Below are 24349 nucleotides of genomic sequence, written 5' to 3'. Positions count from 1 at the left end.
GTTCCGGAAGAAGATGAGACGATCTGGGGCTTTGCCGTCCCGACCATGCCCAACGGGCGTCGCTCCTCAGGCGCTTCGAGCCATGGCAGTCGAGCGGATCTGGGACCCGCCCGACACCTGCATGACCGCCAGCACCCGCCCCTGGGTCGGCCTGATCGCGCCGAGCGCCAGCGGGATCCAGTCGATCTGCGATTTCATCACGCCCGACATCGCTCCATGCCGCTCGGGGCTGGTCCAGACCTGCCCTTCGGACCATTGGCACAACTCGCGCAGTTCCTGCACCTTCGGATGTCTTTCGTCCTCCCCATCCGGCAAGGGCAGGCCATGCGGATCGAACACCCGTGTTTCCGCCCCGAAATGGCGCAACAGGCGTTCCGCTTCCAGCGTCAGCAACCGGCAGTAGGAGCGTGCGCGCAGCGAGCCATAGAGCAGCAGGATGCGGGGTGGATGCGTGGCTCGCGGCAACGCGATATGCTGAAGGGTGGGGCTTTCGACCGAGTTGGGAAGAAGGTTCGGCAGATCCGGCAGGGTCATGCTTTCATCTCCCGGGCAGTAGCATCATGGGAAAACCATCGCCGCCCGAGCCGCAGCGCGACATGGACCAGCAGGATCAGCGCGGGCACCTCGACCAGCGGGCCGATCACCGCGGCGAAGGCCACGGGCGAGGCCAGACCGAAGGCTGCGATGGCAACCGCGATCGCCAGCTCGAAATTGTTGCCAGCCGCCGTGAAGGCGATGGCGGTGGTGCGCGGATAATCGGCCTCGATCAGCCGTCCCATGGCAAAGCTGACGCGGAACTGGATCACGAAATAGAGCGCCAGCGGCACCGCGATCCTGACGGTGTCGAGCGGCAGGCGCACGACATCGCCACCCTTCAGGCTGAACATCGCCACGATGGTGAAGAGCAGCGCGGCCAGCGTGATCGTGCTGATCTTCGGCAGGAACAGCTTTTGATACCACTCCTCTCCCCCTGCGCCGGATCAGCACATGCCGGGTCAGGAAACCGGCGGCGAAGGGAATGCCCAGATAGATCAGCACCGCCTCCGTCACGGTCCGGAAGCCCACCTCGATCACGCTGCCCTCCAGCTCGAACAGGGGTGGCAGCACGGTCAGGAACAGCCAGGCATAGGTCGAGAAGAACAGGATCTGGAAGATCGAGTTGAAGGCCACCAGCCCGGCGACATACTGCCCGTCGCCGCGCGCCAGCTGGTTCCAGACCAGCACCATGGCGATACAGCGCGCCAGCCCGATCAGGATCAGGCCGGTCATGTATTCCGGATAATCGCGCAGGAAGATCTCCGCCAGCGCGAACATCAGCACCGGGCCGATGATCCAGTTCTGGACCAGCGACAGGACCAGCACCCGCCGGTCGGCAAAGACGCGGGGCAGTTCCTCGTAGCGCACCTCTGCCAGCGGCGGATACATCATCAGGATCAGGCCGATGGCGACGGGAATATTCGTCGTGCCCACCGAGAGCGCGTCCAGCGCACCCGGCAGCCCGGTCGATCTGCGCTATGCCTTCGCCCTTGAGGGCGACCTGATCGCCGGGCTGGAGATTACGCCATGAGCTTCGATCTCGGTCTGGCGGGCAAGCGCGCTCTGGTTACCGGCGGAACGAAAGGCATCGGGGCCGCCGTCGTCGGAACCCTGATGAGCGCTGGCGCGCACGTGGTCACGACCGCCCGCAGCCTGCCGGCCGCTCCCATTCCAAGGGTTCATTTCGTCGCGGCCGACATCACCACAGCCGGGGGATGCGCCGCCATCGCCCAACGCGTTCTTGATCATCTGGGCGGTGTCGATCTGATCATCCATGCCGTCGGCGGATCGTCCGCCCCGCCCGGCGGCTTCGCTGCTCTGGACGATGCCGAATGGCTAAAGGAACTGAACCTCAATCTGATGCCCGCCGTTCGTCTCGACCAGGCCTTGCTGCCCGGCATGGTTGAACAGGGGTCGGGTGTCATCGTGCATGTCACCTCGATCCAGGGGCGCCTGCCGCTGCCGGAATCGACCACCGTCTATGCCGCGGCGAAGGTCGCGCGGTCCACCTACAGCAAGAGCCTGTCGAAGGAAGTTTCGCCCAAAGGCGTGCGGGTCCTGCGCGTCTCCCCCAGCTGGGTCGAGACCGAGGCGGCGGTCGCCTTGGCCGAGCGACTCGCGGCGGATGCGGGCACTCGTCATCGACGGCGGCACGGTGCCCACGGCATAGGGGCACCACGCCGGGCGGCGGGTTGAGGGAAGACGCGGCCCTTGGATGAAGCCGCTCGCGCGGCAATGGCGCCCGTGGCTGGTGTTCAGGGTTGTTGTGATCGTGGTGCATTTGGCGCCGGCCGCTTCTGTCTGTCGATTGAGGCCTCTCAATCGACAGACAGGAGGTTCTCATGGACGAAGAGAGGATTTCGCCGCTGCGCCAGCGGATGATCGAAGATATGCGCATTCGGGGGATTGGCGAGGAGGCGCAGGTCGCCCAGCCCGTATGAGATGCTGGCGCAGCTGCAGGATCAGACCGTGCAGCGAAGCCTGGAGTGATCGGCGCCGGCCGTGACCCGGTTGCGGCTGGAGATCTCTGACATCATCCGCACCCATGGCCCTGCGTGGCGACGGGCCAATGCCGGACATGTCAGCCTGACCCAGCTGAAGGTGATGTCGGCGATCGAGGCCTGCCGGACCGAAGCGCTCGGCGGGCATGTGGTTGCTTGCGGCAAGTGCGGCCATCACCACATTGCCTATAACAGCTGCAAGAACCGGCATTGCCCGAAGTGCCAGGGGCCGGCGGCACGCGACTGGATAGCGGCACGGGCCGAGGACCTGCTGCTGGTCGAATATTTCCACCTCGTCTTCACCCTGCCGGCCGGGATCGCGCAGATCGCTTTCTGGAATAAGAGGGTGGTATATGGGCTGCTGTTCAAGGGTGAGGGCATGACTGCCATCGGTCCAAAGGAATGCCCGAACGCGGAAACGGTGATAGCCATCGCCACCGGCCCAGTCAGCTCACAGCGCGATCATGGGGTCTAAGGCTGCACGGCGCCCAGAGCAGGGATGCCAACTGGAGCAGATCGAGCCGAAGCTGAATAAGGTCGTCTGGCGCGGTTGTTACACCGACGCTCCAGGCCGTCCGAGGGATAGCGCCTTCGTGAGGCCGAAGATGCGGGAAACCACAAGATGGACGATCCTGCCTTCTCCCGTCGGTGATGCAATGGAGCCAAGTTGCCTCCTAGGCCGTGTTGACAAAAGGGATTCACAGGGGGCGCTGCTCGTGATTCAAGCTGGTATCTACGATGGAGACCAGCTTGGCACGAGACCTGATGTCGGACGAGGAGTGGGCGTTCCATGAACGCTTCATCTTGGCTCTCCGCGCCCCGAACGGACGCAAACCCCTGAACCATCGCCTTGTTCTGGATGGCATTTTCTGGATCGCGCGGACGGGATCGCCTTGGCGTGACCTTCCCGATGAGTTCGGGAAGTGGTCATCCGTTTACCGCCAGTTCCGACGCTGGACGCTGGCGGGACTGTGGGAGCAGATCTTGGAAGCCCTGAACGAAAGCAGGTTGGTTCCGGATGCCCTGCAGATGATCGACAGCACCGTGGTTCGCGCCCATCATCAGGCAGCGGGCGCAAAAGGGGGACTCCGCGACAGGGTTTCGGCCGCTCGCGCGGTGGCTTCACGACCAAGATCCACCTCCGCATCAACGGCGCAGGCCTTCCCATGAGATCGGACATCACACCTGGGCAGACCTCGGATTATCTGGGCTTCGATCTGGTCATGGACGACAACCTGCCCGAGCCCTCAGTCCTGCTGGCGGATCGGGGCTATGACTCTGGCAAGGTTCGTAAAACCATGGAAGCGCGCAACGTCGTGCCCGTGATCCCGATGCGAAAATCCCGCAAGCTGCGCGTGGCCGTTGACCGCACGCTATACCGGCTCCGCAACCTCGTCGAGCGCTGCTTCAACAAACTGAAGAATGCCCGCCGCGTCGCCACTCGTTACGACAAGACCGCCGAGAGCTTCCTGGGCTTCATCGACATCACATCGATCCGCCTCTGGCTCCGCCATTTGTCAACATGACCTAACGACTAACCTTCTACCAGGCCGCTGAATTAGTCGCCGATCAGGGACGGTGTTCCTTGGGGTCTTTGGAACTGACCTGCCCCTTCCTCGGCAAAAACCGTCGATGTCGTCGAAAGTCTCGTCATCGATGACGTTGCCCCCGACTTTTATCCAGCGTGAGCGAGACTCGGGGTTTGAGTTTTGCCAATTTTGGCGGGTTGGGCAACGGGGGCTGGCGCGGAGCTTTGCGGACTGCGCAGCGACAGGCCCCGTTGCGGGGCGAAGGTTTGGGCAAACTCGGCTGGGGTCTGCCAGCCGAGACGGGAGTGGGGCCGTTCGGTGTTATAGTCCGTGCGCCAGGCCGCGAGCTTGGCGCGGGCATGGTTCAGTGACGGGAACAGCGTTTCGTTCAAAAGCTCATCGCGCAGGCGGCCGTTGAAGCTCTCGATGAAGGCGTTCTGTGTCGGCTTTCCTGGCGCGATGTAGTGCCAGTCGATCTTGCGGTCATCGGCGAAGGTCAGGATCGCGTTCGAGGTGAACTCGGTGCCGTTGTCACTGACTACCGTCGTCGGTTTGCCGCGCAGATCGAACAGCGTTGCCAATTCACGTGCCACCCTTGCGCCTGACAATGATGTGTCGGCGATCAGGGCCAGGCATTCCCGCGTGCAGTCATCCACCACGGTCATGATCCGGAAGCGACGACCATCCGTCAGTTGATCGGATACGAAGTCCAACGACCAGCGCTGGTTCGGCCTCAAAGGCAATGTCATCGGTGCCCGCGTGCCGATGGCCCGCTTCCGCCCGCCACGACGGCGCACGTGCAGCCGTTCCTCGCGGTAGATGCGGAACAGGCGCTTGTGGTTCACCACATGGCCCTCACGCCGCAGGAACACATGCAGGCGACGGTAGCCGAACCGGCGGCGCACCCGCGCCAACTCCTTCAGCCGCTCGCGCAGCACAGGGTCGTCCTGCCGGATCGCCTCGTAGCGCATGGTCATACGGCAGCAGCCGATCACCCGACACGCCCGCCGTTCGCTCATCCCGTGGCCCGCCACCAGATGCGCGACCGCTTGCCGCTTCGCGGCGGGCGTCACCACTTTTTTCCACGGAGATCCTTGAGCGCCGCATTGTCGAGCATCGAATCCGCAAGAAGTCGCTTCAGGCGCGCGTTCTCGTCCTCGAGCCCCTTTAGGCGCTTGGCCTCGCTGACATCCATGCCGCCATATTTGGCTTTCCATTTGTAGACGGTCGCATCGCTGACACCGTGCTTCCGGCACAGATCCGCAACGGAAACCCCGGCCTCGTGCTCTTTCAAAATGCCGATGATCTGATCTTCGGTAAACCTGCTGCGCTTCATCTCTGTGAACCGCGCCGGGTTTGCCGGAGGCTGATTTCGGTTAGTTACGCGGCCATGGCGTCAGTTTCCAGAGCGGCGTAGAAGTTGACCTCGGCTTCTGCGGGCGGGATGTTCCCGATCGGCTCGAGCAGGCGGCGGTTGTTGAACCAGTCCACCCATTCGAGGGTCGCATATTCGACGGCCTCGAAGCTGCGCCAAGGTCCGCGTCGGTGGATGACCTCGGCCTTGAACAGGCCTTTGATCGTCTCGGCCAGCGCGTTGTCGTAACTGTCGCCCACGCTGCCAACCGAAGGTTCGATGCCTGCTTCTGCGAGGCGCTCGGTGTAGCGGATGGACAGGTATTGGGAGCCGCGGTCGCTGTGATGAACCAGTCCCATGCCCTTGGCTGGCCGGCGTTCGTGGACCGCCTGTTCCAAGGCATCGAGGACGAACCCCGCATGCGCCGAGGTGCTGACACGCCAGCCGACGATCTTGCGGGCATAGGCGTCGATGACGAAAGCCACATAGGCGAACCCCTTCCAGGTTGCGACATAGGTGAAATCACTGACCCAGAGCATGTTGGGTGCCGGCACCCGGAACTGGCGGTTCACCTTGTCCAGCGGACAGGCTGCCTTCTTGTCGGGGATCGTCGTCCTGTGCGGCTTGCCCCGGACAATGCCTTGAATACCCATGACCTTCATCAGCCGTGCCACCGTGCATCGGGCAACGTCGAAGCCCTCGCGGCGAAGCTGCCGCCAGATCTTCCGGACGCCGTAGACGCGCCAGTTCTCCTCGAATACCCGCAGGATCTCGGGGCGCAGCGCCTCATCCCGGCGCGCCCGTTCCGACAGCCGGGACGGATCGGCCCGCTTTGCCAGATGTTCATAGTAGGTGGACGGGGCGATCGGCAGAACCGCGCAGATCGGCTCGACCCCGTGCGCATCCCGGTGCGCGTCGATGAAACCCACCATCACTTCGACCGGCGGTCGAGCTCCGCCATCGCAAAATATGCGCTCGCCTTCCTGAGGATCTCGTTGGCCTGGCGCAACTCGCGGTTCTCCCGCTCAAGCGCCTTCATCTTCTCGGCCAAATCACTCGGGATGCCCGCGCGCCGACCGCTGTCGACCTCGGCCTTCTTGACCCAGTCGTTCAGGGTCTGTGGCGTGCAGCCGATCTTCGCCGCGATCGACATCACCGCCTGCCAGCGTGACGCATGCTGACCCTCGTTGTCGAGAACCAGTCGCACGGCACGTTCGCGGACCTCAGGGGAAAACTTGTTCGTCGTCTTGCTCATGATGCTCCATCCTACTCAAGAGTTGGAGCCTCCGGCAAACCCGGCGCGGTTCAGTGTCATCTGCAGCGTCACGTTTAAGTCGGTCACTAACTGGGGCTTATGCGCCTCATCGACGATTTCATGCAGAAGTTCGGACGTTACTCTGGCAGCTCGCCGCAATAATTCCTTGACCGACGAAAAATCCGCGCTTATTGTCGGACAGTAATTCCTATTGTTCAGTGGCGCAGTGTAACGCGGGGGGAGCGGTGAACACGAAAAGGGGCCAGCTTTTGCGCGCCGACGGCATCACGATCCGCTTTGGCGGTCTGGTGGCGCTCGACAGAATATCCATGGAAATCGGCGAACGGGAAATCCTGGGGCTGATAGGGCCGAACGGGGCGGGAAAGACCACGCTGTTCAACTGCCTGAGCCGTCTCTACCGGCATTGCTCGGGCGATATCACCGTGCGCGGCGAGAATGTGAACATGCTCGGCCCGGAGGATATGGTCTCGCGCGGGGTTGGCCGAACCTTCCAGAATATCGCGCTTTTTGAAAGCATGACGGTGTTTGAAAACGTGATGACCGGGGCGCAGTTCGCCCTGGATTGCGGGCTTGTGGCGGATATTTTCCGCCCGGGCCGGGTCAGGCGAGAACGGGCTGAGACCCGGGACCGGATCATGCATCTCTTGTCGCTGTTGGATCTGGCCGACATCGCCCATCATGCCATCTCCGATCAGAATTTCGGTGTCCGCAAGCGGATCGAATTCGCGCGCGCATTGGCTGCCAATCCGGCCTTGCTGATGCTGGACGAACCGGCCGGGGGGCTGAATCGCGAAGAAGTGGCGCATCTGATGGACCTGATCCGCCAGGTCCGGGACGAGTTCGATGTCGCGATCCTGCTGGTCGAGCACCACCTGAATCTCGTGATGAAAGTCTCTGACCGCGTGGTGGCGATGGATTTCGGGCGGAAGATCGCGGATGGCCGCCCCGACGAGGTGCGGTCCCATCCCGAGGTGCTGCGCGCCTATCTGGGGGAGGAATCCGTATGACTGCCGCCCTCGAACTGAAACAGGTCACGGCCTCTTACGGGCATGGATCCGTTCTTCATGATGTGGATCTGGAGGTCGTCTCGGGCAAGGTCACCGCGCTTCTGGGCGCGAACGGAGCGGGCAAGACGACCGCTCTGCGCGCGATTTGCGGCATGATCCGCACCAGTGGCGATGTCCGGCTGTTCGGCGAAAAGATCACCGGGAAAAGCCCCGAAGCCATCGTTCGGATGGGGCTGGCCCATGTGCCGGACGGGCGCGGCACCTTTGCCGGGCTTACCGTCATGGAAAATCTGCGGCTGGGCGCCTTTACCGCGAAACGAAGCGATTTCCGGCGCACGCTCGATCAGGTCTTCGGCTATTTTCCCCGCCTGAAAGAGCGGATGAACCAGCAAGCGGGCACCCTTTCGGGCGGTGAACAGCAGATGCTGGCGCTTGGCCGTGCGCTGATGGCGACGCCGCGGCTGATCCTGCTCGACGAGCCTTCGATCGGCCTCGCGCCGGTCATTGTGAAGCAATTGTTCGGAATCCTGGAAGACATCGCCCGCAACGAAGGCGTTTCGATGCTTCTGGTCGAGCAGAACTCGAACCTCGCGCTGAAGCTTGCCGAAAATGCGGCGCTGCTGGAGGTCGGCCATGTCGTTGCGCGGGGCAGCGCGCGCGAGCTTGCCGAGAACAAGGAGATCGCGCGGGCCTATCTCGGCCATGACTCGGCCGATGAAGGTGGCAAGGCAGGGAGGGCGCCGCGGTATGATTTTCTTCTTTGAGCAGCTGTTCATCGGGCTGTCGCTTGGGGGTATCTATGCCATCCTCGCGCTGTCGCTGGTGGTGATCTACAAATCGACCGGCCATGTGAACCTCGCGCAGGGCGAAATGGCGGTGTTCTCGACCTTCTTGGCCTGGACGCTGGTTCATGCCGGCGTGCCGGTCTGGGCCGCCATCCCGATGACGATGGTTGCTTCGTTCTTCGGGGCCATCGCGCTGGAACGCCTCGTGGTGCGCCCGTTCAACGGTGCCAATGACCTGGTTGTCGTTGCGGTGTTCGTGGGCCTGTTTCTCGGCATCCACAGCATCGTCGGGGCCATCTGGAAATACGACGTGAAACCCTTCCCGAGCGCCTTTCCCAATGGGGCGGTCGATCTGATGGGCGGGCTGACCATCCGCATTCATACGTTGGGATCGCTGTTGACGACGTTTCTGGTTCTGGCCGCGACCTGGTTCTTCTTCAAGTATACGAGGACCGGACTCGCCTTGCGCGCCGTGGCCGACAATCACCAGAGCAGCCGCCTTTCGGGCGTCAATGTCTCGTTGATGCTGGCGCTTGGCTGGGGGCTGGCGGCGGCGATCGGGGCGGTTGCGGGCGTGATGATCGCGCCGGTGACCTTCCTCGACCCCTCGATCGGGCTCGCCCCGCTGATCTTCGCATTGGCCGGCGCGTTGCTGGGCGGGATCACCAGCCCGTTTGGCGCGGCCTTTGGCGGTCTGATCGTCGGCGTGCTGGAGGCGATGATCTCGGCCTATGTCCCTTACGGGGTCGAGTTCCGCGAGTTGCTGGCGCTGGGGCTGATCCTGTCGGTGCTGCTGGTAAAGCCTGCCGGCCTGTTCGGCGTCGTCGTGACCCGGAGGGTGTGAGATGAGCATGCATGATATCGAAATGACGCGGGAAGCCGGCCGCATTCCCCCGACGGCGGTGAAGCGGCGGATCGCCCAAGCGGCATTTGTGCTTGCCGTGCTTGCGGTCGCCGGCCTTTTCGAGGGGTATCACCTTTTCCTCGCCAGTTCGATCCTCGCCTATGCGATTGCGGCGATGGGGCTGAATGTGCTGATGGGCTATAATGGGCAGATCTCGCTTGGCCATGGGGCCTTTTTCGCCATCGGCGCCTATACGGCGGCAATCGGCATGGACCGTTTCGGCATCCCCTATATGCTTGCGCCGGTTATGGCCGGGATCGTGGGAATGGGGGCGGGCTGGCTGATCGGCAAGCCGGCGTTGCGCCTTGAAGGGGTCTATCTGGCGCTCGCCACTTTCGGGCTGGCGATTGCCATGCCGACGGTGCTGCGCTCGGATCTGTTCTCGCAATGGACCGGCGGCGTGCAGGGCCTATTCCTGTCGGTGGATGCGGCCCCGTCCTGGACCGGACTCGATCTCGATCAGACCATCTACCTGCTGGCCGCGCTCTATTTCCTGCTTTTCGTTTTCATCACCCTGCGGCTGGTTGGCGGGCTGAATGGCAAGGCCTGGATCGCCACCCGCGACAACCCGATCGCCGCGCGCGCCATGGGGTTCAACGTGACCCGCGCCAAGACCCGTGCCTTTGTCTTTTCGGTGCTTGCCTGCTCGGTCGGAGGGGCGTTGCAGGGAATTGCGGTGCAGTTCGTCGCACCCGACAGCTTTCCGTTCTTCCTGTCCATCTCGCTTTTCACGGCGGTGCTGGTGGGGGGGCTGTCCTCGCCTTTGCTCGGCCCAATTCTGGGCGCGATCTTCATCGTCGTGATCCCCAGCATCACGGAAGATATCTGGCAGGGAGGCAGCTGGGCTGTCTATGGCGCGATGATCATCGCCATCGTGGCCGTGCAGCCTCGTGGCCTGGCCGGGATGGTGGCCTGGGCAGGAGAGAAGATCGGAGCCCTGCCGCGCAGCTGAGCAGGGAAACTTCAAGACAGCAAGATGGGAGGAATGAAATGCTGAAATCCACGACCGCTTTCGTGCTGGGGCTTGGGCTTGCCTCGGCCGCCTTGGGCCAAAGCTACGATACCGGCGCCTCGGACGACGAGATCAAGTTCGGTGTGATCCTGCCGCTGAGCGGCCCGGCGTCGGCCTATGGATCGGCTGGCGCCTGCTTCGAGGGCTATTTCAACCGGGTCAACGACAATGGCGGTATCAATGGCCGCAAGGTGAGCGTCATTGTCCGGGATGACGGCTACAATCCCGCCAGAACGCTGGAACAGGCCCGTCGCCTTGTTGAACGCGACGGCGTTCTTTTCATCGCGGGCAATATCGGCACGCCGGGAAACTCGGCCATCCATTCCTATATGAACCAGCGCAAGGTGCCGCATATCTTCCTGATCACCGGCGCATCCAAATGGGATGACCCCGAGAACTATCCCTGGACCATGGCCTTCACCCCGAGCTATGCGGCCGAGGCGCTGATCTATGCTCAATATATCAAGGAGAACTTCCCGCAGGGCAAGGTTGGCATCCTCTATCAGAACGACGATTTCGGTCGCGATTACCTGGAGCCCTTCCTGCAGGAACTGGGCGAGGACATGGTGGTTTCCCAAGTCAGTTTTGACACCACGGCCGCGACCGTCGACAGCCAGATGTCGGCGCTCAAGGACAGCGGGGCGGACATCTTCTTCAATGTCGCCTCGCCGAAATTCGCGGCCCAGGCAATCCGGCGTGCCGGCGAGATCGGCTGGGCCCCGACCCAGTTCCTCGTTTCGGTGTCGAATGCGAAATCGGCGGTTCTGGAGCCGGCGGGGCTTGCCTTCTCGGATGGCATCATCACCACACAATATCTGAAAGAGCCGTCCAGCCCCGCCTATGCCGAAGACGCGGATGTTGCCGCTTGGCATGATTTCCGGGACAATTACTTCAGGGCCGGGTCCGAGGGGAACTGGTGGGACTGGTCCTGCTATTCGGCTTCCTTCGCGATCGAGCATGTGCTGAACGAGGCGGGCGATGATCTGACGCGGACCAATCTCATGGCCGTCGCATCGGGGCTGAAGGACCTCGAAACGCCGATGCTGCTGGACGGGATCACGTTGACCACCGGGCCGGATGACTTCGCGCCCATCGAGGCGATGTCGCTGATGCGTTTCAACGGCGATAGCTGGGAGCTGTTCGGCGACGTGATGAACGTCGACTGACGATTCCGAGGGTCGCGCGCCGGGAAGGCGCGCGACCGCCTTGACATGGCGGGCAGCAGCCGGGGGGAGATGATGGCAAGGGCCGGGCTTACGAATATGGAGGCGGTGATCTGGGGCGAGCCCGCGGCCGAGGCGCTTGCAGCCGAAGCCGCGAGACTTGACGCGCATAATGTGTTCGTGATTGCCAGTGCGACCCTCAATCGCAGGACGGATGAGGTCAGCCGGATCGCGGCAGCCCTGGGGCGTCGTTTTGCCGGGCTGTTCGACGGCGTCAGGCCGCATGTGCCGCGCGGGGATGTCGTCCGCGCCACTCTGGCCGCGCGTGATCTCCGTGCCGATCTGATCGTGACGGTCGGTGGAGGCTCTCCGACGGATGCCGCCAAGGCGGTCGCGCTCTGCCTTGCCAACCGGATCGACGATGTCGCGGCAATAGACGCCCTGCTGCCGGCCAGGGATATCCAGGGCCGGTCTCTGCCGCCCGTGATCGCCGCGCCCCGGGTGCCGCAGATCTCGATCCCCACTACGCTTTCCGCCGGAGAATTCAGCGCGATAGCTGGCGTCACCAATGAAATGACCGGCGTGAAGGATATTCTGCGCCACCCCGGCTTGATGCCCCGCGTCGTCATCCTCGATCCCGCGGTCGCGCGGCATACGCCTGAAGACCTGTTCCTGTCGACAGGGATGCGCGCCGTCGATCACTGTGTCGAGGGGGTCTGTTCGGCAGAGGCCAATCCGCTTGGCGATGCGCAGGCGCTGCATGGGCTGGCCTTGCTGGCCGGGGGCATGGAGGCGGTGAAAGCGGATCCGGGCAATCTGGCCGCGCGGCTGGACTGCCTGCTGGGGGCCTGGATGTCGATGGGGCCGCTGGCCAGTGGCGTGCCGATGGGCGCAAGCCACGGGATCGGGTATGTCCTTGGCGCGAAATACGCAATCCCGCATGGCCATACATCTTGCCTGATGCTGCCTGCGGTGCTGGAATGGAATGCGCATCGGACCGCCGAGCGCCAGCGCAGGATCTCGGCCATTCTGGGCGATGAGCGCGCGTCTGCCGCCGTTCTGGTGGACCGTTTGATCCGCAGGCTGGACCTGCCGCGAGGCCTTGTCGCCGCCGGGATCGCCGCCGAAGACTTCCCCGCCATTGCCGAAGCCGCGCTTGCAACCCCCTGGGTGCCCAGAAACCCCCGACCGATCTCAGGGGTGGGGGACCTGCTGGAGATCTTGCGGCTTGCGGGCTGATCTGGCGGTTGCCGCTTCAGGCTTCGCTGGCCTGAAGCGCGGCGGGTTGGCGGATGTCGAGGCTGGCAAGCTCATAGCCTTTGTGGAAATCGTTCAGGTGCCGGATCATCCATTCCCGCGCCTCGTCGGCTTCGCCCCATTTGATCGCCTGCAGGATCTTCTCATGCGCGGTCAGCAGCCTTTCGCCGGCATTCAGGCTGATCATGACCGCCTGGAAAGAGGGGTAGAACAGGTCGCTGATCGGTAGGCGCAGCGCCTGGATGACGCGGTTGTTCGCCGCCAGGGCAATCAGCTCATGGAACTCGATATCCAGCCGGACCAGCGCATCCGTGTCGCCCAGTGCCGCACGGGTGCGTTCGAGGTTTTCTTCCAGCGCCTGCAGGTTGGCGGTATTGCGGCGATGGGCGGCGGCCTCGGCCACGACAGGATCAAGGGCACGGATCGTTTCCCAGATCTCCTCGAAGGTGATCCCCTCCATGATCATGGGGGTGACCAGCTTGCGCGACAATGTGGCGGTGCTGGGCGTCGAGACGAAAAGCTTGCGCTTGCCCTCTTCGCGATAGAGCAGGCCCTGCTGTTCAAGCGAGCGGATGGCCTCGCGCACACTGGAGCGGTGGATGCCGTTTTCGCTGGCAAGCGCGGTCTCCGCTGGCATCCGCTGGCCGGGTTGCAGCTCTCCGGTCAGGATCTTCTTCCGCAATGCCTGGGCGACCTGGCGAAAGACCGGGATATCTTCATTTGCATCGAGGCTCAACTTCATCTGTCGACCCCTCACCGTCCAGATCCGCTTTATGCGATAGTAGGCGGCGAGGGGCGGAATGGCCAGAGCTATCCGGGGATTTGGCGATTTCTGTCCGACACTGTTGGGGGTCTTCGCAGGTTTTGCCTGTAGCGGGCCGGCGTCGTGCCGGTCGCGATGCGGAAGGCGCGAAAAAACGCGCTTGGTTCGGCATAGTTCAGGGCCTCGGCTATCGCGGCGACAGAGAGCTGCCCTTCCCCCAGCATCCGCTTTGCGCGGGCAAGTTGCAGGGCTGCGGCAATGTCGCGGTAACTGCTGCCTTCGGCCCTGAGCTGGCGGCGCAGGGTGCTGACGGACATGCCGTAGAGCGCCGCCATATCCTCGAAATCGGGCCAGTCGCCGGTCGGTCGGGCGGCGAGCATTGCGCGGATCCGCCCGGTCAGGTCATCCGTGCCGTGATAGCCGACCAGAAGATTGGCGGGCGCCTGTTTCAGATAGCGTTTCAGCGCCGCCTCGCTGCGATTGACCGGCAGGTCGAGATATGTCGCGGCAAAGCTGACCTGAAGCGCCCGGGCCTGAAAGCTGACGGGGGTGCCAAAGAGGCGTGAATAGGCGTTCGCCTTGGCCGGTTGCGCGCATGGGAAAGCCACCTCGGTCAGCGGGATCGGACGGCGCGCCAGCCAGCAAACCGGCCCCAGCAGGACAATCAGCAGCGTCCGGCAGGCAAAGGCGCTGACCGGCCCCGGGACGGTAACGGTCGCCATGTCGTTGCGGGTCGAGAGCGCGGCCTCCGGCAATCCGGTGACGACATGCATGAACCAAAGCGCCCGGCGCAGGGCTGTCCTCAGCTCGGGCGCGGCAAGGATCGTATGGCACATCAGTGCGAAACCGCCGGGGCGCAGCGGATAAGGCATGGTGCCGATCATCTCGTCCCCCATCATGCGCGCGAGTGAGAACCAGACCTGGCCATATTGGTTCAATGTAAGCGGCCCGGCCGCCGGCTGCACGTCGCGGATGATCTGCGCAACATCCAGACCTGCGCGTCCGGCGCAATCGGATATTTCCTCCACAAACAGCGGATCAATGGCCGAATCCAGATTTCCCATGCGGTGAATATGGCAAATCCGGTCACGGATTAAAACTGTAATGTCATTGCCGGATTCCAGAATCACCAATAAAAATCAATGAAACTAGGGGGAAGACATGGATATTGAGGGCAAGACGATCCTCGTGACGGGTGCCGCTTCCGGCTTGGGGGCTGCGGTGGCCGCACGGCTGGCCGCAGGCGGTGCGAATATTGTCGGGCTGGACGTCAATGCTGCGGCATCCGCCGACGGTCGGACGCAGCCCGGCGGGAAAATCCAGCTGATCGAGGCCGACGTCACCTCGGCAGAGGAGGGCGCGAGGGCCTTGGATGCGGCGCTGGTGCGTTTTGGTGCCGTGCATGGACTGGTGAATTGTGCGGGGATCGCCCCTGGCCGCAGGATCACGGGCCGGGAAGGGCCGCATGATCTGGATCTTTTTGCGCGCGCCGTAGCGGTCAACCTCACCGGCACCTTCAACATGCTGCGCCTTGCGGCTGCCGCGATGGAACGCAATGAACCCGGCAGCACCGGCGAGCGGGGCGTTGTCGTGAACACGGCCTCGGTTGCGGCCTTCGATGGCCAGGTGGGTCAGGCGGCCTATGCGGCCTCGAAAGGCGGGGTGGTCAGCCTGACATTGCCTGCGGCGCGGGAACTGGCGCGTTCGGGGATAAGGGTGATGGCCGTGGCGCCAGGCCTCTTTGCGACCCCGATGATGACAGGGATGCCGCAGGAGGTGCAGGATTCCCTCGGCGCGACAGTCCCGTTCCCGCCACGGCTGGGCAGGCCGGAGGAATTCGCCGATCTGGTCGCGGCAATCTTCGACAACCCGATGCTCAATGGCGAGGTCATCCGTCTCGACGGCGCGCTGCGCATGGCGCCGAGATAGGGGGGGCAAGCACATGACCTCGGTGCAGATATTCGATGCCGTTCGGACCCCGAGGGGGCGCGGCAAGGCCTCGGTCGGGGCATTGGCTGAACTGAGCCCGACCGAACTGGCCGCCATACCGCTGCGCGCGCTGCAACAGCGCTCGGGCCTGGATACGGCGGCCATCGGTGATGTCGTCCTCGGTTGCGTCGATCCGGTCGGAGGGCAGGGGGGCGACATCGCCCGCACGGCGGCATTGGTCGCCGGCTATGATCAAGGCGTTCCGGGCGTGCAGATCAACCGTTTCTGTGCCTCCGGGCTTGAAGCCTGTGCGATTGCCGCGGGCAAGGTCGCCAGCGGCGAAGCCGGGCTGGTGGTCGCGGGTGGTGTCGAGATGATGTCGCGGATCCCGATGCTGTCTTCGGGTATGCCGGTGCTGGCCGATCCGGCGATTGCCATTGCGCAGAAATCCATTCCCCAGGGGGTTGCGGCGGATCTGATCGCGACGCTGCGCGGCTACAGCCGCCACGATGTCGATATGCTGGCCGTCACGAGCCAGACGCGTGCCGCGCGGGCCTGGGCGGAAGGGCGTTTTGCGCGCGGTATCGTGCCGGTCACGGATCGCAACGGCTTGCTTGTTCTGGATCGTGACGAGGCGATCCGGCCGGACGCGGATCTTGCATCGATCGCGACGCTTAAGCCCTCTTTTGCAAGCTTTGCCGCGCAGATGGGGTATGACGCGGTCGCGGCGCAGAAATATCCCGGCCTTGATGCGATGAATTACGTCCACCACGCCGGCAATTCCTCGCAGATCGTCGACGGGGCCGCGGCTCTTTTGCTTGGATCAAGGGAGGCGGGCGCGGCCCAGGGTCTTTTGCCGCGCGCCAGGATAAGGGGGCTGGCGTCGGTCGGCTCGGAGCCCACGATCATGCTGACCGGCCCGAAAGCTGCCTGCGAACGCGCGCTGAAACAGGCCGGCCTCGGCTTCGGCGATATCGATCTGTGGGAGTTGAACGAGGCTTTCGCGGCGGTTGTGCTGTATTTCCTGGAACAGACCGGGCTTGATGCTGCCCGGGTCAATGTGAACGGCGGGGCGATCGCAATGGGGCATCCGCTGGGGGCGACCGGGGCGATGATCCTTGGCACGCTTCTCGATGAACTGGAACGGGCCGACCGGCAATTCGGCTGCGCAACACTTTGTGCGGCCACGGGCCAGGCTATCGCCATGGTGATCGAACGTCTTGACGGAGGCAGGAAATGAGCGAGGCAATTTCGGTTTCGGTCGATGCGGAGGGCATCGCCGAACTGCGCTGGGATGATCCCGCACGCAAGGTCAATGTCTTCTCGGCGGCGGAGATTGCCGAATTCGCCGCAATCGTCACCCGGATCCGCGATGACAATGCCATTCGCGGGGTGCTGATCACGTCGGGCAAGGGCTCGTTCCATGCGGGGGCCGACCTGAACATGGTGTCCGGCTTCTTCGATATGTCCGCAGCCGATCTGTGGGAGATCATGTCGCTGGTCATGACCAGCTTTTACCGGCTGGAAACATGCGGCAAGCCGGTGGTCGCGGCGCTGAACGGCCATTGCCTTGGCGGCGGGTTCGAAATGGCTCTGGCGGCTCATGCCCGCTTTGTCGCCGATGATCCGAGAATTCGCATCGGCCTGCCCGAGGCCGGGCTGGGGCTGATGCCGGGCTTCGGCGGCACTCAGCGTATGGCCAGGATCGCGCCATGGAAACAGGCTGCCGAGGATATCATGGAGGGCCGGTGCCATGACCCGCAGACCGCCCTATCGCTGGGGCTGGTCGGCGGAGTGGTCCCCGCCGACGGGTTGGAGGCTGCGGCGCGCGACTGGTTGTGGTGCACCTGCGAGGCAAAGCAGCCCTGGGCGGTGCGTGGCTATCGCCCGCCCGGGGCCGCCGCCGATTTCGAACAATATTTCACGGCGCTCAACGCCGCGTTGATACGCGATGGCGCCGCAGACCGGCCCGAACGCAGGCTGATCGCCGAGACGCTTTATCACGGCCTGCAACTGCCTATTGAACCGGCATTGCGTCATGAGGTGAGGTGCTTCATCGAACTGGCGGGCATGCCGGACGTGCGCAGCACCATGCGGCAGCGATTTTTCGGTGAGGCGGCTTAGGACTATGGGAATGGAGGAGGCCGTGATGCTTTCGGGAAAAACAGCTTTGGTGACAGGCGCATCGTCCGGTCTGGGGTGGCAATTTGCCAGGGTGCTTGCCGCGCAGGGGGCGAGGGTCGCCGTCGCGGCGCGTCGCGTGGACAAGCTGTCCGCACTGGTTGAGGAAATCGCCCGCTCGGGCGGCGAGGCCCGGGCTTTTTCCTTTGACGCGCTGGATCCGGCGGCACCGGATCAACTGATTGCGGCGATCGATGCCGCACTCGGCACGCCCGATATCCTGGTCAACAATGCCGGTATCAGCTTGCCAGCACGCGCGCACAAGGCCTCGCTCGACCAGTTCGAGCAGACGATGGCGGTGAATGTGCGCGCGCCTTGGCGACTGTCGCAGCTTTGTGCCGGGCGGTGGATCGATGCGGGCCGCGAGGGCGTTATCGTCAATGTCGCCTCCATGCTGTCGACCCGGGTGGCGAAAGGCGTCTCGCTGTATACGATGTCGAAAGCCGCGATCCGCCATATGACTGCGGGGCACGCGCTGGAATGGGCAAAGCACGGAATCCGCGTCAATGCGCTTTGCCCGGGCTATATCAGGACCTCGATCAATGAAGCGTTCTGGGAAAGCGATCAGGGCCGGGCGGAACTGGGGCGGTTGCCGCGGCCGCGAACCGGAATACCCTCGGACCTCGACTCGGCGCTGCTGTTTCTTGTCGATCCGCGAAGCCGTTTCGTGAACGGCGAATCCGTAACCGTCGATGATGCGCAAAGCTGGGCGATCTGAACATGACAGTTTCTTTTCCGAATCCGGCCGATCTCAAGCCAGGTGCCCTGAAGGGCCTCAAGGTCGTTTCCATGGCCGAGCAATATCCAGGCCCGTTCTGCACCTTGATCCTTTCGGACATGGGGGCCGATGTCATTCAGGTCGAGCGTCCTGAAACGGGCGATCCCTCGCGGTTTCTGGCAAGTTTCTATGAAAGCCTGAACCGCAACAAGCGCTCGGTGGCGGTGGATGCGCGGGTGCCGGAACAGAAAGAGGCCTTGCTGGACCTGATCCGCGAGGCCGATGTTTTCCTTGAGGGCTTCCGGCCGGGCAAGCTGGCGAAGCTGGGCCTTGGATATGAGGCGCTGGCGGCGATCAATCCCCGGCTGATCTATGCCTCGATCTCGGGTTTCGGACAGACGGGGCCCTACCGGATGCGCCCCGCCCATGACCTGAGCTTCAGCGGCCTCGGGGGGGCGCTGGACGAACGTATCCGGGGAGATGTCCAGGGCCGGCCTCCCGCGTTGCTGCTTGGGGATGCCACAGCGGGGCTTTACGCGGTGATCGGGGTGCTTGCGGCACTGCATGGCCGTCAGAGCAGTGGCGAAGGCAGCCATATCGACATCGCGATGAGCGATGCGGTCATGTCGTTGCAGTTGCCCTTTATCGGCACGGATCGCACGGATCAGGGCGCGGTCCCGCAGGCGGATCCGGGCTATGGGCTCTATGAAACCGCTGACGGGCGCTGGCTGACCACCTCGATCGCGCATGAGGATGCCTATTGGGATATGCTTTGCAGGGATACCGGGGTGACAGCGGGGATCGGGCTGAAGCGGGCCGAGCGGGTTGCGCGGCACGATGAAATGGTGGCGCAGATCGGCGCGAAAATCCGCGAGAAACCCTTCAGCCACTGGGAGGAGGTTTTCGAAGCTTCCGGGCAGATGTGGGGACCGGCCTTGACCCGCGAGGGGCTGGTGGATGATCCGCATCTTGCCGCGCGCGGCCTTTTCGGGAAACTGACCCGTCAGGACGGGGCGCAGCAGAGCGTTCTGCGCCAGCCGGTGAAGTTCTCGGCCTATGACAATGTCGCGCTTTCCCCGGCGCCGCAGGTCGGCCAGCATGATGGCGAAGGGTTCGGGGATACTTGACCGCGCCCTCCTGCCTATTTGTCGTGGAAGCGGGCGAAATCCTCCAGCGCCATGCGTTCTGTCTCCAGCGCGTTGGCGGGCATGTCGGGATCGGCCTCGCCAAGCGCCATGCCGCAGACCACCCTGCGGTTTTCCGGCAGCCCCAGTTCCTCGATGATCTGCGGCTCCCAAGCGGCGAGGGCCTGGATCGGGCAGGTGTGCAGACCGAAGGCCCGCGCCGCGATCATGATATTCTGCGCGAACATGCCTGAATCGAGCCAGCTGCCGATCCCCATGTCGCGCTCGATCGACAGGATCAGCCCGACCGGCGCATCGAAGAACAGGAAATTGCGGCGGTGCTGCGCCGCCAGTTTTTCCTTCTCATGCCGCTTGATGCCCAGCATGCCATACAGATCCCAGCCCAGCTTGCGCCGCCGTCCCAGATAGGGTTCGCGCCAGGTGTCGGGATAATAGGGATAGCTTTTCGTTCCGCGCTCGCCGGCGTCGAACAAGGCCGTGATATGCGAGGTCAGTCGCGCGAGGGCGAGATCCGTCACCACATCGACGAACCAGGGCTGGATATTCGATCCACTGGGCGCGCGGCCCGCCGCCGCAAGGATCCGCCTGATGGTTTCGGGCGCGACATCCGTGGGGCGGAACCCCCGTATCGCGCGGCGCGAGGTGATCGCATCGAGAATGATTTCGCTATCTTGCATCTCTGCCTCGATCAGGTGCTTGCGGCGGCGAATTCGCGCAGCTTCAGCACCCGGCGCTGGATCTTTCCGGTATTGGTTTTCGGCAGGTCCTGAACAAAGGCGATCCGGCGTGGATATTTATAAGGAGCGGTCAGGGCCTTGGAGAAATCCTGAAGCTCTTTGGCCAATGCCTTGCTGGGGATGATCCCGGGCTTGAGGATGACGAAAGCCTTGACCACCTCGCCCCGCGTCTCATCCGGGCTGGCGACGGCGGCACATTCCAGCACCGCCGGATGTTCCATCAGGGCATTCTCCACCTCCATCGGACCGATCCGGTAGCCCGAGGAATTGATGACGTCATCATCGCGCCCGGCAAAGAACAGATAGCCGTCCTCGTCCATCGACGCCGTATCGCCAGTGAGAAACCAGTTCGTGCCATCGGCAGCCCGCAGGTAACACTCGGCCGTTTTGGCCGGGTTGTTCCAGTAGCCCAGCATGATCTGCGGATGAGGGCAGCGAATGGCAAGCTGGCCCGGCTCGCCCGCTGCGGCTCGTTCGCCCGCTTCGGACAGGATCGCGGCTTCGGTGCCTGGCAGCGCCTTCCCCATCGAGCCGGGCTTCACCGGCAGGGGGGCATAGTTCAGCACCGTCATCAACGTCTCGGTCTGGCCATAGCCATCGAGCAAGGGCGCGCCGGACATCGCCGACCATGCGCGCACGATCTCGGGGTTCACCGTTTCCCCCGCCGAGACGGAAAGGCGCAGTGCGGAAAGGTCGCGCCCCGCGGTATCGAGCTGCACCAGCTGGCGGATCTCGGTCGCGGCGGCGCAATAGACGGTGACGCGGTGTTTCTCCAGCAGGTCAAGACGGGTTTCCGGGTCGAACGGCCCGTCGTAGAACAGGACCGTCGCCCCGCAGCTCCAGGGGCCATAAAGGATCGAGGTGCCGGCTTTCGACCAGCCGGTATCGGCGGTGCACCACATCACATCCGTCTCGGTCAGCGATAGCCAGTACCAGGCCGAGACCCGCCATGCGAAAAGCGCGCGGCTGCCGTGAAGCACCCCCTTGGGCATCCCGGTCGAGCCGGAGGTGTAGAACATGATCGCCGGATCGTCCGCCGCCATGCCGGCCGCGGTGTAATCAGGGCTGTGCCGCGCCATTTCGGCCTCGAAACTGTCCCAGCCCTCGACCTCGCCCACCGAAAGCCTGACCGGAAGATCCGTCGGGAATTTGCCGACCTCGTGGCGGGTGGTGACCGCGGCCACCGCACCGGAATGCTCCAGGCGATAACCGATATCCTTCGCGGTCAGCATGGTGACGCAGGGGATGGGGACCGCGCCGATCTTGTTGCAGCCGATCATCGCGATCTGCCATTCCGGCACGCGGGGCAGCATGATTAGCACCCGGTCGCCTTTCTTCACCCCCTTCGCGGTCAGGTAATTGGCAAGGCGATTGGTCAGGTCGCGTATATCGGCATAGGTGAAGCGGCGTTCCTCGCCCGCGCCGTTCACCCAGATCAGCGCCATTCGCGCGGGATCCTCGGCCCAGGCATCGACCACGTCCCTGCCATAGTTGAAATCCTCGGGAATTTTCCAGGCGAAGTTGTCGCGGGCGGCCTCGTATGTGACCATCTCAACGCGTTCCATGGCTGTCTCCTCCCCTGCAAATCTTAGCTGTTTTTCAGGATTTTGCGCGATATCGCCCATTTATGCACCTCGGAGGGGCCATCATACAGCCGGAAGGCACGGGTCTCGCGGAAGATCTGGGCAACCACCGTGTCCGAGGTCACGCCCATGCCGCCAAGGATCTGGACGCAGCGGTCAGCAACCCGGTATAGGGCCTCCGATACCATGGTCTTGACCATGGAGCTTTCATGGCGGGCATGGTCCCCCTTGTCGAGAAGCTTGGCCGCCCACCAGATCATCAGGCGGCATTGTTGCAGCTCCAGTTCATTATCGGCGAGCATGGCGCCGATTTCGCCATGTTGTCCAATGGGGCGGCCAAAGGCTTCGCGGCGGCGTGCATAGTCGAGTGCAATGCGATGCGCGCGCACGGCCCCGCCCAGCCAGCGCATGCAATGGGTCAGTCTCGCCGGCGCCAGCCGCACCTGGACATAGCGGAAGCCCTCGCCGATCTGGCCCAGCACATTCCCGATGGGCACACGGAGACCTGCGAAAGTGACCTCCCAATGGCCATTCGTGAACGAGCTGTCCAGCGTATCCAGCTCACGCGTAAGCTCGATGCCGGGCGCGTCCATATCCGAGATCAGCATGGTCGGGCCGCCGGGCCTGCCTTCCGAGGCTTCGACATGGCAGAAGATGATGGTGAAGCCCGCGCCCCGCGCCCCGGTGATCAACCATTTGACGCCGTGCACCACCAGGTCATCGCCATCATAGACGGCGCTGGTCTTCATCTTGGAAGGATCGGCCCCCGCGCCCCAGGGTTCCGTCATCGAAAAGCACGAGCGGATCCGGCCGGCGGCAAAGGGTTTCAGCCAGCGTTCCTTCTGTTCTTCCGTCGCGACCTTGTCGAGCAGATTCATGTTGCCCTCATCGGGCGCGGCGCAATGCATCGCAATGGGACCGAGCGGCGACAGCCCCGCCGCCTCGAAGACGATGGCCGTGGTGACATGGTCGAAGCCCATGCCCCCCCACCGCCGCGGCAGGTGCGGCGCAAAAAGACCAGCCTCGCGGGCCAGCCTGTTCAATTCGATCCTGAGCTCATCTGTCGGGCCGTGTGGCGTATTGCGGGGATCTTTCTCGTAAGGCGCTACGATATCCATCGTGAAGCCTTCAACGCGGCGCTTCAGTTCTTCCTGGGCGGGGGTCAGATCAAAGGAGATCATGGCTTGGGTTGTCCTTTTCAAAAATACCGGCCGCGCGCGATCTGCATTCCGAAGGCAAGCAGGTCGAGGGCGAGCTGGTTGAAACCGGCGGCGCGCGGATCCTTGTTTTCCGTGAGGCAGTTGCGCTGATAGAGTTGCTGGAAGACTACGGCGATGCGCAGCGTCGCAAGCACGCGGAAGAAGACGAAATTGCCAAGGTCGCGCCCGCTCAGCGCGACGTACAGGTCGGCGGCTTCGGCGCGGCTGGCAAAGCCATGCCCGGCGGTCGGCATCTGGCGCAGGGCATGCATGACCGCTGGATCGCCGCTTTCCGGCCAATAGCTCAGCAATACCGCAAGATCGTAGAGCGGATCTCCGAGCGTTCCCATATCCCAGTCTATCAGGGTGCGCGGGCGTAGCGTTGCGGGGTCAAGAATTATGTTGTCCAGCTTGAAGTCGTTGTGAATCAGTGTGGCACCGTCGGTCTCGGGCGGCAGGTTCGTCTGCAACCAGTCGAGCAGTGCCGGCAGAAGGGTGTTCGGGCTGTCCTTCCAGCTCAGCGCGGCCCGTTTGCTCCATCCCCGCAGGGTGCGGGTCAGAAAGCCTGCCGGCCGACCAAGATCTTCAAGACCGCAGGCCCGCACATCGACCTGATGCAGGCTGTTCAGCACCCGTATGACCTCGCCGCCAAGATGCTGGCCGATCGGTTCCGGTCTGTTCCAATTGGAAATAGTGTCCGACGTAATTTTGGCACCGACGACCAGCCCCGGCCGATATTCCATCAGTTGAAAAGGGGCTCCGATCACTTGCGGATCGCTGCAGAAGAGATGCGCCCGGGGGACCAGCGGGAAAACGGGATGAAGATGGGAAAGGATCCTGAATTCACGCGCCATATCATTGGCGCCGGGAGGGATCGGCCCCTCCGGAGGCCTCCGAAGAACAAAGAGTTGCCCGCCTGCCGAGATCAGGAAGTTCATATTTCCAAACCCAGAGGAAAATCGTTCCGGAACACGGCCGGGGTCGAGCTTCAGGCCGCGCGGGGACAGGTAGGCGTCCAGATTCGGCAGGTCAAGCCCGGCTACGGAGGTCCGGAATGCGCTCTGTTGCGAAGGTGTCAACTCGCTTCCTTACGTATTTAGTGTCGGACAATAATTATCTCACTCCTTCATTGTGGTCAATATGCTTATTATTGCCGGATCGAACCGTGGCTCGATTAGCATCCATCTCACCCGTGACGATTGTTGCGATGAGGGGCTAACAGGTCGCTGAAAAAGTCAGCCCTCGACCTGCCGCGCGGAACATGATTCAC

At 63.4% G+C, this 24349-nt stretch carries 21 protein-coding genes, 3 pseudogenes and 1 other annotated feature; of the genes and pseudogenes, 14 read left to right on the top strand and 10 right to left on the bottom strand.

The features are described 5' to 3' along the window. Positions 1-99 precede the first annotated feature (99 nt). Both JHW48_RS12125 and arsB read right to left on the bottom strand, forming a co-directional pair. Positions 100-528 (bottom strand): annotated as a pseudogene (locus tag JHW48_RS12125) (NAD(P)H-dependent oxidoreductase); the annotation flags it as partial. A gap of 2 nt (positions 529-530) precedes the next feature. Continuing rightward, a pseudogene (gene arsB, locus JHW48_RS12120) lies at positions 531-1503 on the bottom strand (ACR3 family arsenite efflux transporter); the annotation flags it as partial. A 60-nt stretch (positions 1504-1563) separates the two neighbouring features. On the opposite strand from arsB, the gene JHW48_RS12115 reads away from it, so the two are divergent. The 3 genes and pseudogenes from JHW48_RS12115 (at position 1564) to JHW48_RS12105 (ending at position 4063) form a co-directional block, all read left to right on the top strand. Then, positions 1564-2232 (top strand): SDR family oxidoreductase, encoded by a 669-nt coding sequence (locus tag JHW48_RS12115; RefSeq protein ID WP_119885819.1) that lies wholly within the window; start codon positions 1564-1566, stop codon positions 2230-2232. 306 nt (positions 2233-2538) lie between these two features. Continuing rightward, positions 2539-2982 (top strand): annotated as a pseudogene (locus JHW48_RS12110) (IS91 family transposase); the annotation flags it as partial. A 293-nt stretch (positions 2983-3275) separates the two neighbouring features. Further along, positions 3276-4063, top strand: a protein-coding gene (locus tag JHW48_RS12105; RefSeq protein ID WP_119885820.1) for an IS5 family transposase whose coding sequence is annotated in 2 segments (ribosomal slippage) — positions 3276-3612 and positions 3612-4063 — 789 coding nt in all. Because the reading frame shifts where the segments join, the coding sequence is not laid out codon by codon here. A 149-nt stretch (positions 4064-4212) separates the two neighbouring features. On the opposite strand, the gene JHW48_RS12100 is transcribed toward JHW48_RS12105, so the two are convergent. Continuing rightward, positions 4213-5402, bottom strand: a protein-coding gene (locus JHW48_RS12100; RefSeq protein ID WP_119885821.1) for an IS3 family transposase whose coding sequence is annotated in 2 segments (ribosomal slippage) — positions 4213-5144 and positions 5144-5402 — 1191 coding nt in all. Because the reading frame shifts where the segments join, the coding sequence is not laid out codon by codon here. A 44-nt stretch (positions 5403-5446) separates the two neighbouring features. After that, a protein-coding gene (locus JHW48_RS12095) for an IS3 family transposase (protein WP_119885822.1) occupies positions 5447-6675 on the bottom strand; the annotation gives its coding sequence in 2 pieces (ribosomal slippage) (positions 5447-6387 and positions 6387-6675; 1230 coding nt in all). Next, positions 6278-6394 (bottom strand) — a sequence feature (AL1L pseudoknot). It overlaps the preceding gene by 117 nt. Positions 6676-6920: 245 nt before the next feature. Here JHW48_RS12095 and JHW48_RS12090 point away from each other — a divergent pair. The 6 genes from JHW48_RS12090 to JHW48_RS12065 all read left to right on the top strand — a co-directional run bounded on the left by JHW48_RS12090 (position 6921) and on the right by JHW48_RS12065 (position 12806). Further along, complete coding sequence (locus JHW48_RS12090) at positions 6921-7703, top strand: ABC transporter ATP-binding protein (RefSeq protein WP_205961882.1); 783 nt, start codon at positions 6921-6923, stop codon at positions 7701-7703. Further along, on the top strand, positions 7700-8467 hold the full coding sequence (locus tag JHW48_RS12085; protein ID WP_119885823.1) for an ABC transporter ATP-binding protein: 768 nt from the start codon (positions 7700-7702) through the stop codon (positions 8465-8467). Before JHW48_RS12090 ends, JHW48_RS12085 begins: the two co-directional genes overlap by 4 nt. Further along, positions 8406-9332 carry a branched-chain amino acid ABC transporter permease gene (locus JHW48_RS12080; protein WP_272835604.1) on the top strand — a complete coding sequence of 309 codons (927 nt, stop codon included), beginning with the start codon at positions 8406-8408 and terminating at the stop codon, positions 9330-9332. Before JHW48_RS12085 ends, JHW48_RS12080 begins: the two co-directional genes overlap by 62 nt. 1 nt (position 9333) lies before the next feature. Continuing rightward, entirely contained in the window at positions 9334-10344 is a 1011-nt protein-coding gene (locus JHW48_RS12075; protein ID WP_119885825.1) for a branched-chain amino acid ABC transporter permease, read from the top strand. 38 nt (positions 10345-10382) lie between these two features. Continuing rightward, positions 10383-11570: an ABC transporter substrate-binding protein gene (locus JHW48_RS12070; protein ID WP_119885826.1), complete on the top strand. Its 1188-nt coding sequence runs from the start codon at positions 10383-10385 to the stop codon at positions 11568-11570. A 96-nt stretch (positions 11571-11666) separates the two neighbouring features. Continuing rightward, entirely contained in the window at positions 11667-12806 is a 1140-nt protein-coding gene (locus tag JHW48_RS12065) for an iron-containing alcohol dehydrogenase (protein WP_119885827.1), read from the top strand. 16 nt (positions 12807-12822) lie between these two features. Here the strand turns inward: JHW48_RS12065 and JHW48_RS12060 are convergent, their stop codons facing one another. Then, on the bottom strand, positions 12823-13566 hold the full coding sequence (locus JHW48_RS12060; protein WP_119885828.1) for a FadR/GntR family transcriptional regulator: 744 nt from the start codon (positions 13564-13566) through the stop codon (positions 12823-12825). 68 nt (positions 13567-13634) lie between these two features. Continuing rightward, the gene (locus JHW48_RS12055) at positions 13635-14717 is read right to left on the bottom strand and encodes an AraC family transcriptional regulator (protein ID WP_240637800.1); all 1083 of its coding nucleotides are present in this window, start codon (positions 14715-14717) and stop codon (positions 13635-13637) included. Between the two features lie 31 nt (positions 14718-14748). On the opposite strand from JHW48_RS12055, the gene JHW48_RS12050 reads away from it, so the two are divergent. The 5 genes from JHW48_RS12050 to JHW48_RS12030 are packed head-to-tail and all read left to right on the top strand — an operon-like array spanning position 14749 to position 19542. Continuing rightward, positions 14749-15516, top strand: a complete 768-nt coding sequence (locus JHW48_RS12050; RefSeq protein WP_119885830.1) for an SDR family NAD(P)-dependent oxidoreductase — start codon at positions 14749-14751, stop codon at positions 15514-15516. Between the two features lie 13 nt (positions 15517-15529). Further along, positions 15530-16756 (top strand): acetyl-CoA C-acetyltransferase, encoded by a 1227-nt coding sequence (locus tag JHW48_RS12045; RefSeq protein ID WP_119885831.1) that lies wholly within the window; start codon positions 15530-15532, stop codon positions 16754-16756. Next, positions 16753-17640, top strand: a complete 888-nt coding sequence (locus JHW48_RS12040) for an enoyl-CoA hydratase/isomerase family protein (protein WP_119885832.1) — start codon at positions 16753-16755, stop codon at positions 17638-17640. The genes JHW48_RS12045 and JHW48_RS12040 overlap by 4 nt, the downstream gene beginning before the upstream one ends. Positions 17641-17650: 10 nt before the next feature. Continuing rightward, positions 17651-18415 (top strand): SDR family NAD(P)-dependent oxidoreductase, encoded by a 765-nt coding sequence (locus JHW48_RS12035; RefSeq protein ID WP_119885833.1) that lies wholly within the window; start codon positions 17651-17653, stop codon positions 18413-18415. A 2-nt stretch (positions 18416-18417) separates the two neighbouring features. Continuing rightward, entirely contained in the window at positions 18418-19542 is a 1125-nt protein-coding gene (locus tag JHW48_RS12030; RefSeq protein ID WP_119885834.1) for a CaiB/BaiF CoA transferase family protein, read from the top strand. Positions 19543-19556: 14 nt separating this feature from the next. On the opposite strand, the gene JHW48_RS12025 is transcribed toward JHW48_RS12030, so the two are convergent. From JHW48_RS12025 to JHW48_RS12010, 4 genes are read right to left on the bottom strand one after another with little or no spacing between them, the layout of a single operon-like run. After that, complete coding sequence (locus JHW48_RS12025; RefSeq protein ID WP_119885835.1) at positions 19557-20237, bottom strand: nitroreductase; 681 nt, start codon at positions 20235-20237, stop codon at positions 19557-19559. 11 nt (positions 20238-20248) lie between these two features. Continuing rightward, positions 20249-21922 carry an acetate--CoA ligase gene (locus JHW48_RS12020; RefSeq protein WP_205961883.1) on the bottom strand — a complete coding sequence of 558 codons (1674 nt, stop codon included), beginning with the start codon at positions 21920-21922 and terminating at the stop codon, positions 20249-20251. Next, the gene (locus tag JHW48_RS12015; RefSeq protein ID WP_119885836.1) at positions 21886-23061 is read right to left on the bottom strand and encodes an acyl-CoA dehydrogenase family protein; all 1176 of its coding nucleotides are present in this window, start codon (positions 23059-23061) and stop codon (positions 21886-21888) included. Before JHW48_RS12015 ends, JHW48_RS12020 begins: the two co-directional genes overlap by 37 nt. Positions 23062-23078: 17 nt before the next feature. Continuing rightward, positions 23079-24158: a phosphotransferase family protein gene (locus JHW48_RS12010; RefSeq protein WP_147388076.1), complete on the bottom strand. Its 1080-nt coding sequence runs from the start codon at positions 24156-24158 to the stop codon at positions 23079-23081. Positions 24159-24349: the final 191 nt, after the last annotated feature.

The organism is Paracoccus aestuarii, from assembly GCF_028553885.1.
Classification (GTDB): Bacteria; Pseudomonadota; Alphaproteobacteria; order Rhodobacterales; family Rhodobacteraceae; genus Paracoccus; species Paracoccus aestuarii.
Note: the sequence above shows the minus strand (reverse complement) of the source record. Positions and strands in the feature narration are given on the sequence as shown.

What these genes read in the sequence shown, in the direction of transcription:
- JHW48_RS12025 (WP_119885835.1), bottom strand. Translation starts at nt 20,237, where the DNA reads ATGCAAGATAGCGAAATCATTCTCGATGCGATCACCTCGCGCCGCGCG.
- JHW48_RS12050 (WP_119885830.1), top strand. Translation starts at nt 14,749, where the DNA reads ATGGATATTGAGGGCAAGACGATCCTCGTGACGGGTGCCGCTTCCGGC.
- JHW48_RS12030 (WP_119885834.1), top strand. Translation starts at nt 18,418, where the DNA reads ATGACAGTTTCTTTTCCGAATCCGGCCGATCTCAAGCCAGGTGCCCTG.
- JHW48_RS12040 (WP_119885832.1), top strand. Translation starts at nt 16,753, where the DNA reads ATGAGCGAGGCAATTTCGGTTTCGGTCGATGCGGAGGGCATCGCCGAA.
- JHW48_RS12085 (WP_119885823.1), top strand. Translation starts at nt 7,700, where the DNA reads ATGACTGCCGCCCTCGAACTGAAACAGGTCACGGCCTCTTACGGGCAT.
- JHW48_RS12015 (WP_119885836.1), bottom strand. Translation starts at nt 23,061, where the DNA reads ATGATCTCCTTTGATCTGACCCCCGCCCAGGAAGAACTGAAGCGCCGC.
- JHW48_RS12080 (WP_272835604.1), top strand. Translation starts at nt 8,406, where the DNA reads ATGACTCGGCCGATGAAGGTGGCAAGGCAGGGAGGGCGCCGCGGTATG.
- JHW48_RS12035 (WP_119885833.1), top strand. Translation starts at nt 17,651, where the DNA reads ATGGAGGAGGCCGTGATGCTTTCGGGAAAAACAGCTTTGGTGACAGGC.
- JHW48_RS12115 (WP_119885819.1), top strand. Translation starts at nt 1,564, where the DNA reads ATGAGCTTCGATCTCGGTCTGGCGGGCAAGCGCGCTCTGGTTACCGGC.
- JHW48_RS12075 (WP_119885825.1), top strand. Translation starts at nt 9,334, where the DNA reads ATGAGCATGCATGATATCGAAATGACGCGGGAAGCCGGCCGCATTCCC.
- JHW48_RS12045 (WP_119885831.1), top strand. Translation starts at nt 15,530, where the DNA reads ATGACCTCGGTGCAGATATTCGATGCCGTTCGGACCCCGAGGGGGCGC.
- JHW48_RS12060 (WP_119885828.1), bottom strand. Translation starts at nt 13,566, where the DNA reads ATGAAGTTGAGCCTCGATGCAAATGAAGATATCCCGGTCTTTCGCCAG.
- JHW48_RS12065 (WP_119885827.1), top strand. Translation starts at nt 11,667, where the DNA reads ATGGAGGCGGTGATCTGGGGCGAGCCCGCGGCCGAGGCGCTTGCAGCC.
- JHW48_RS12020 (WP_205961883.1), bottom strand. Translation starts at nt 21,922, where the DNA reads ATGGGCGATATCGCGCAAAATCCTGAAAAACAGCTAAGATTTGCAGGG.
- JHW48_RS12070 (WP_119885826.1), top strand. Translation starts at nt 10,383, where the DNA reads ATGCTGAAATCCACGACCGCTTTCGTGCTGGGGCTTGGGCTTGCCTCG.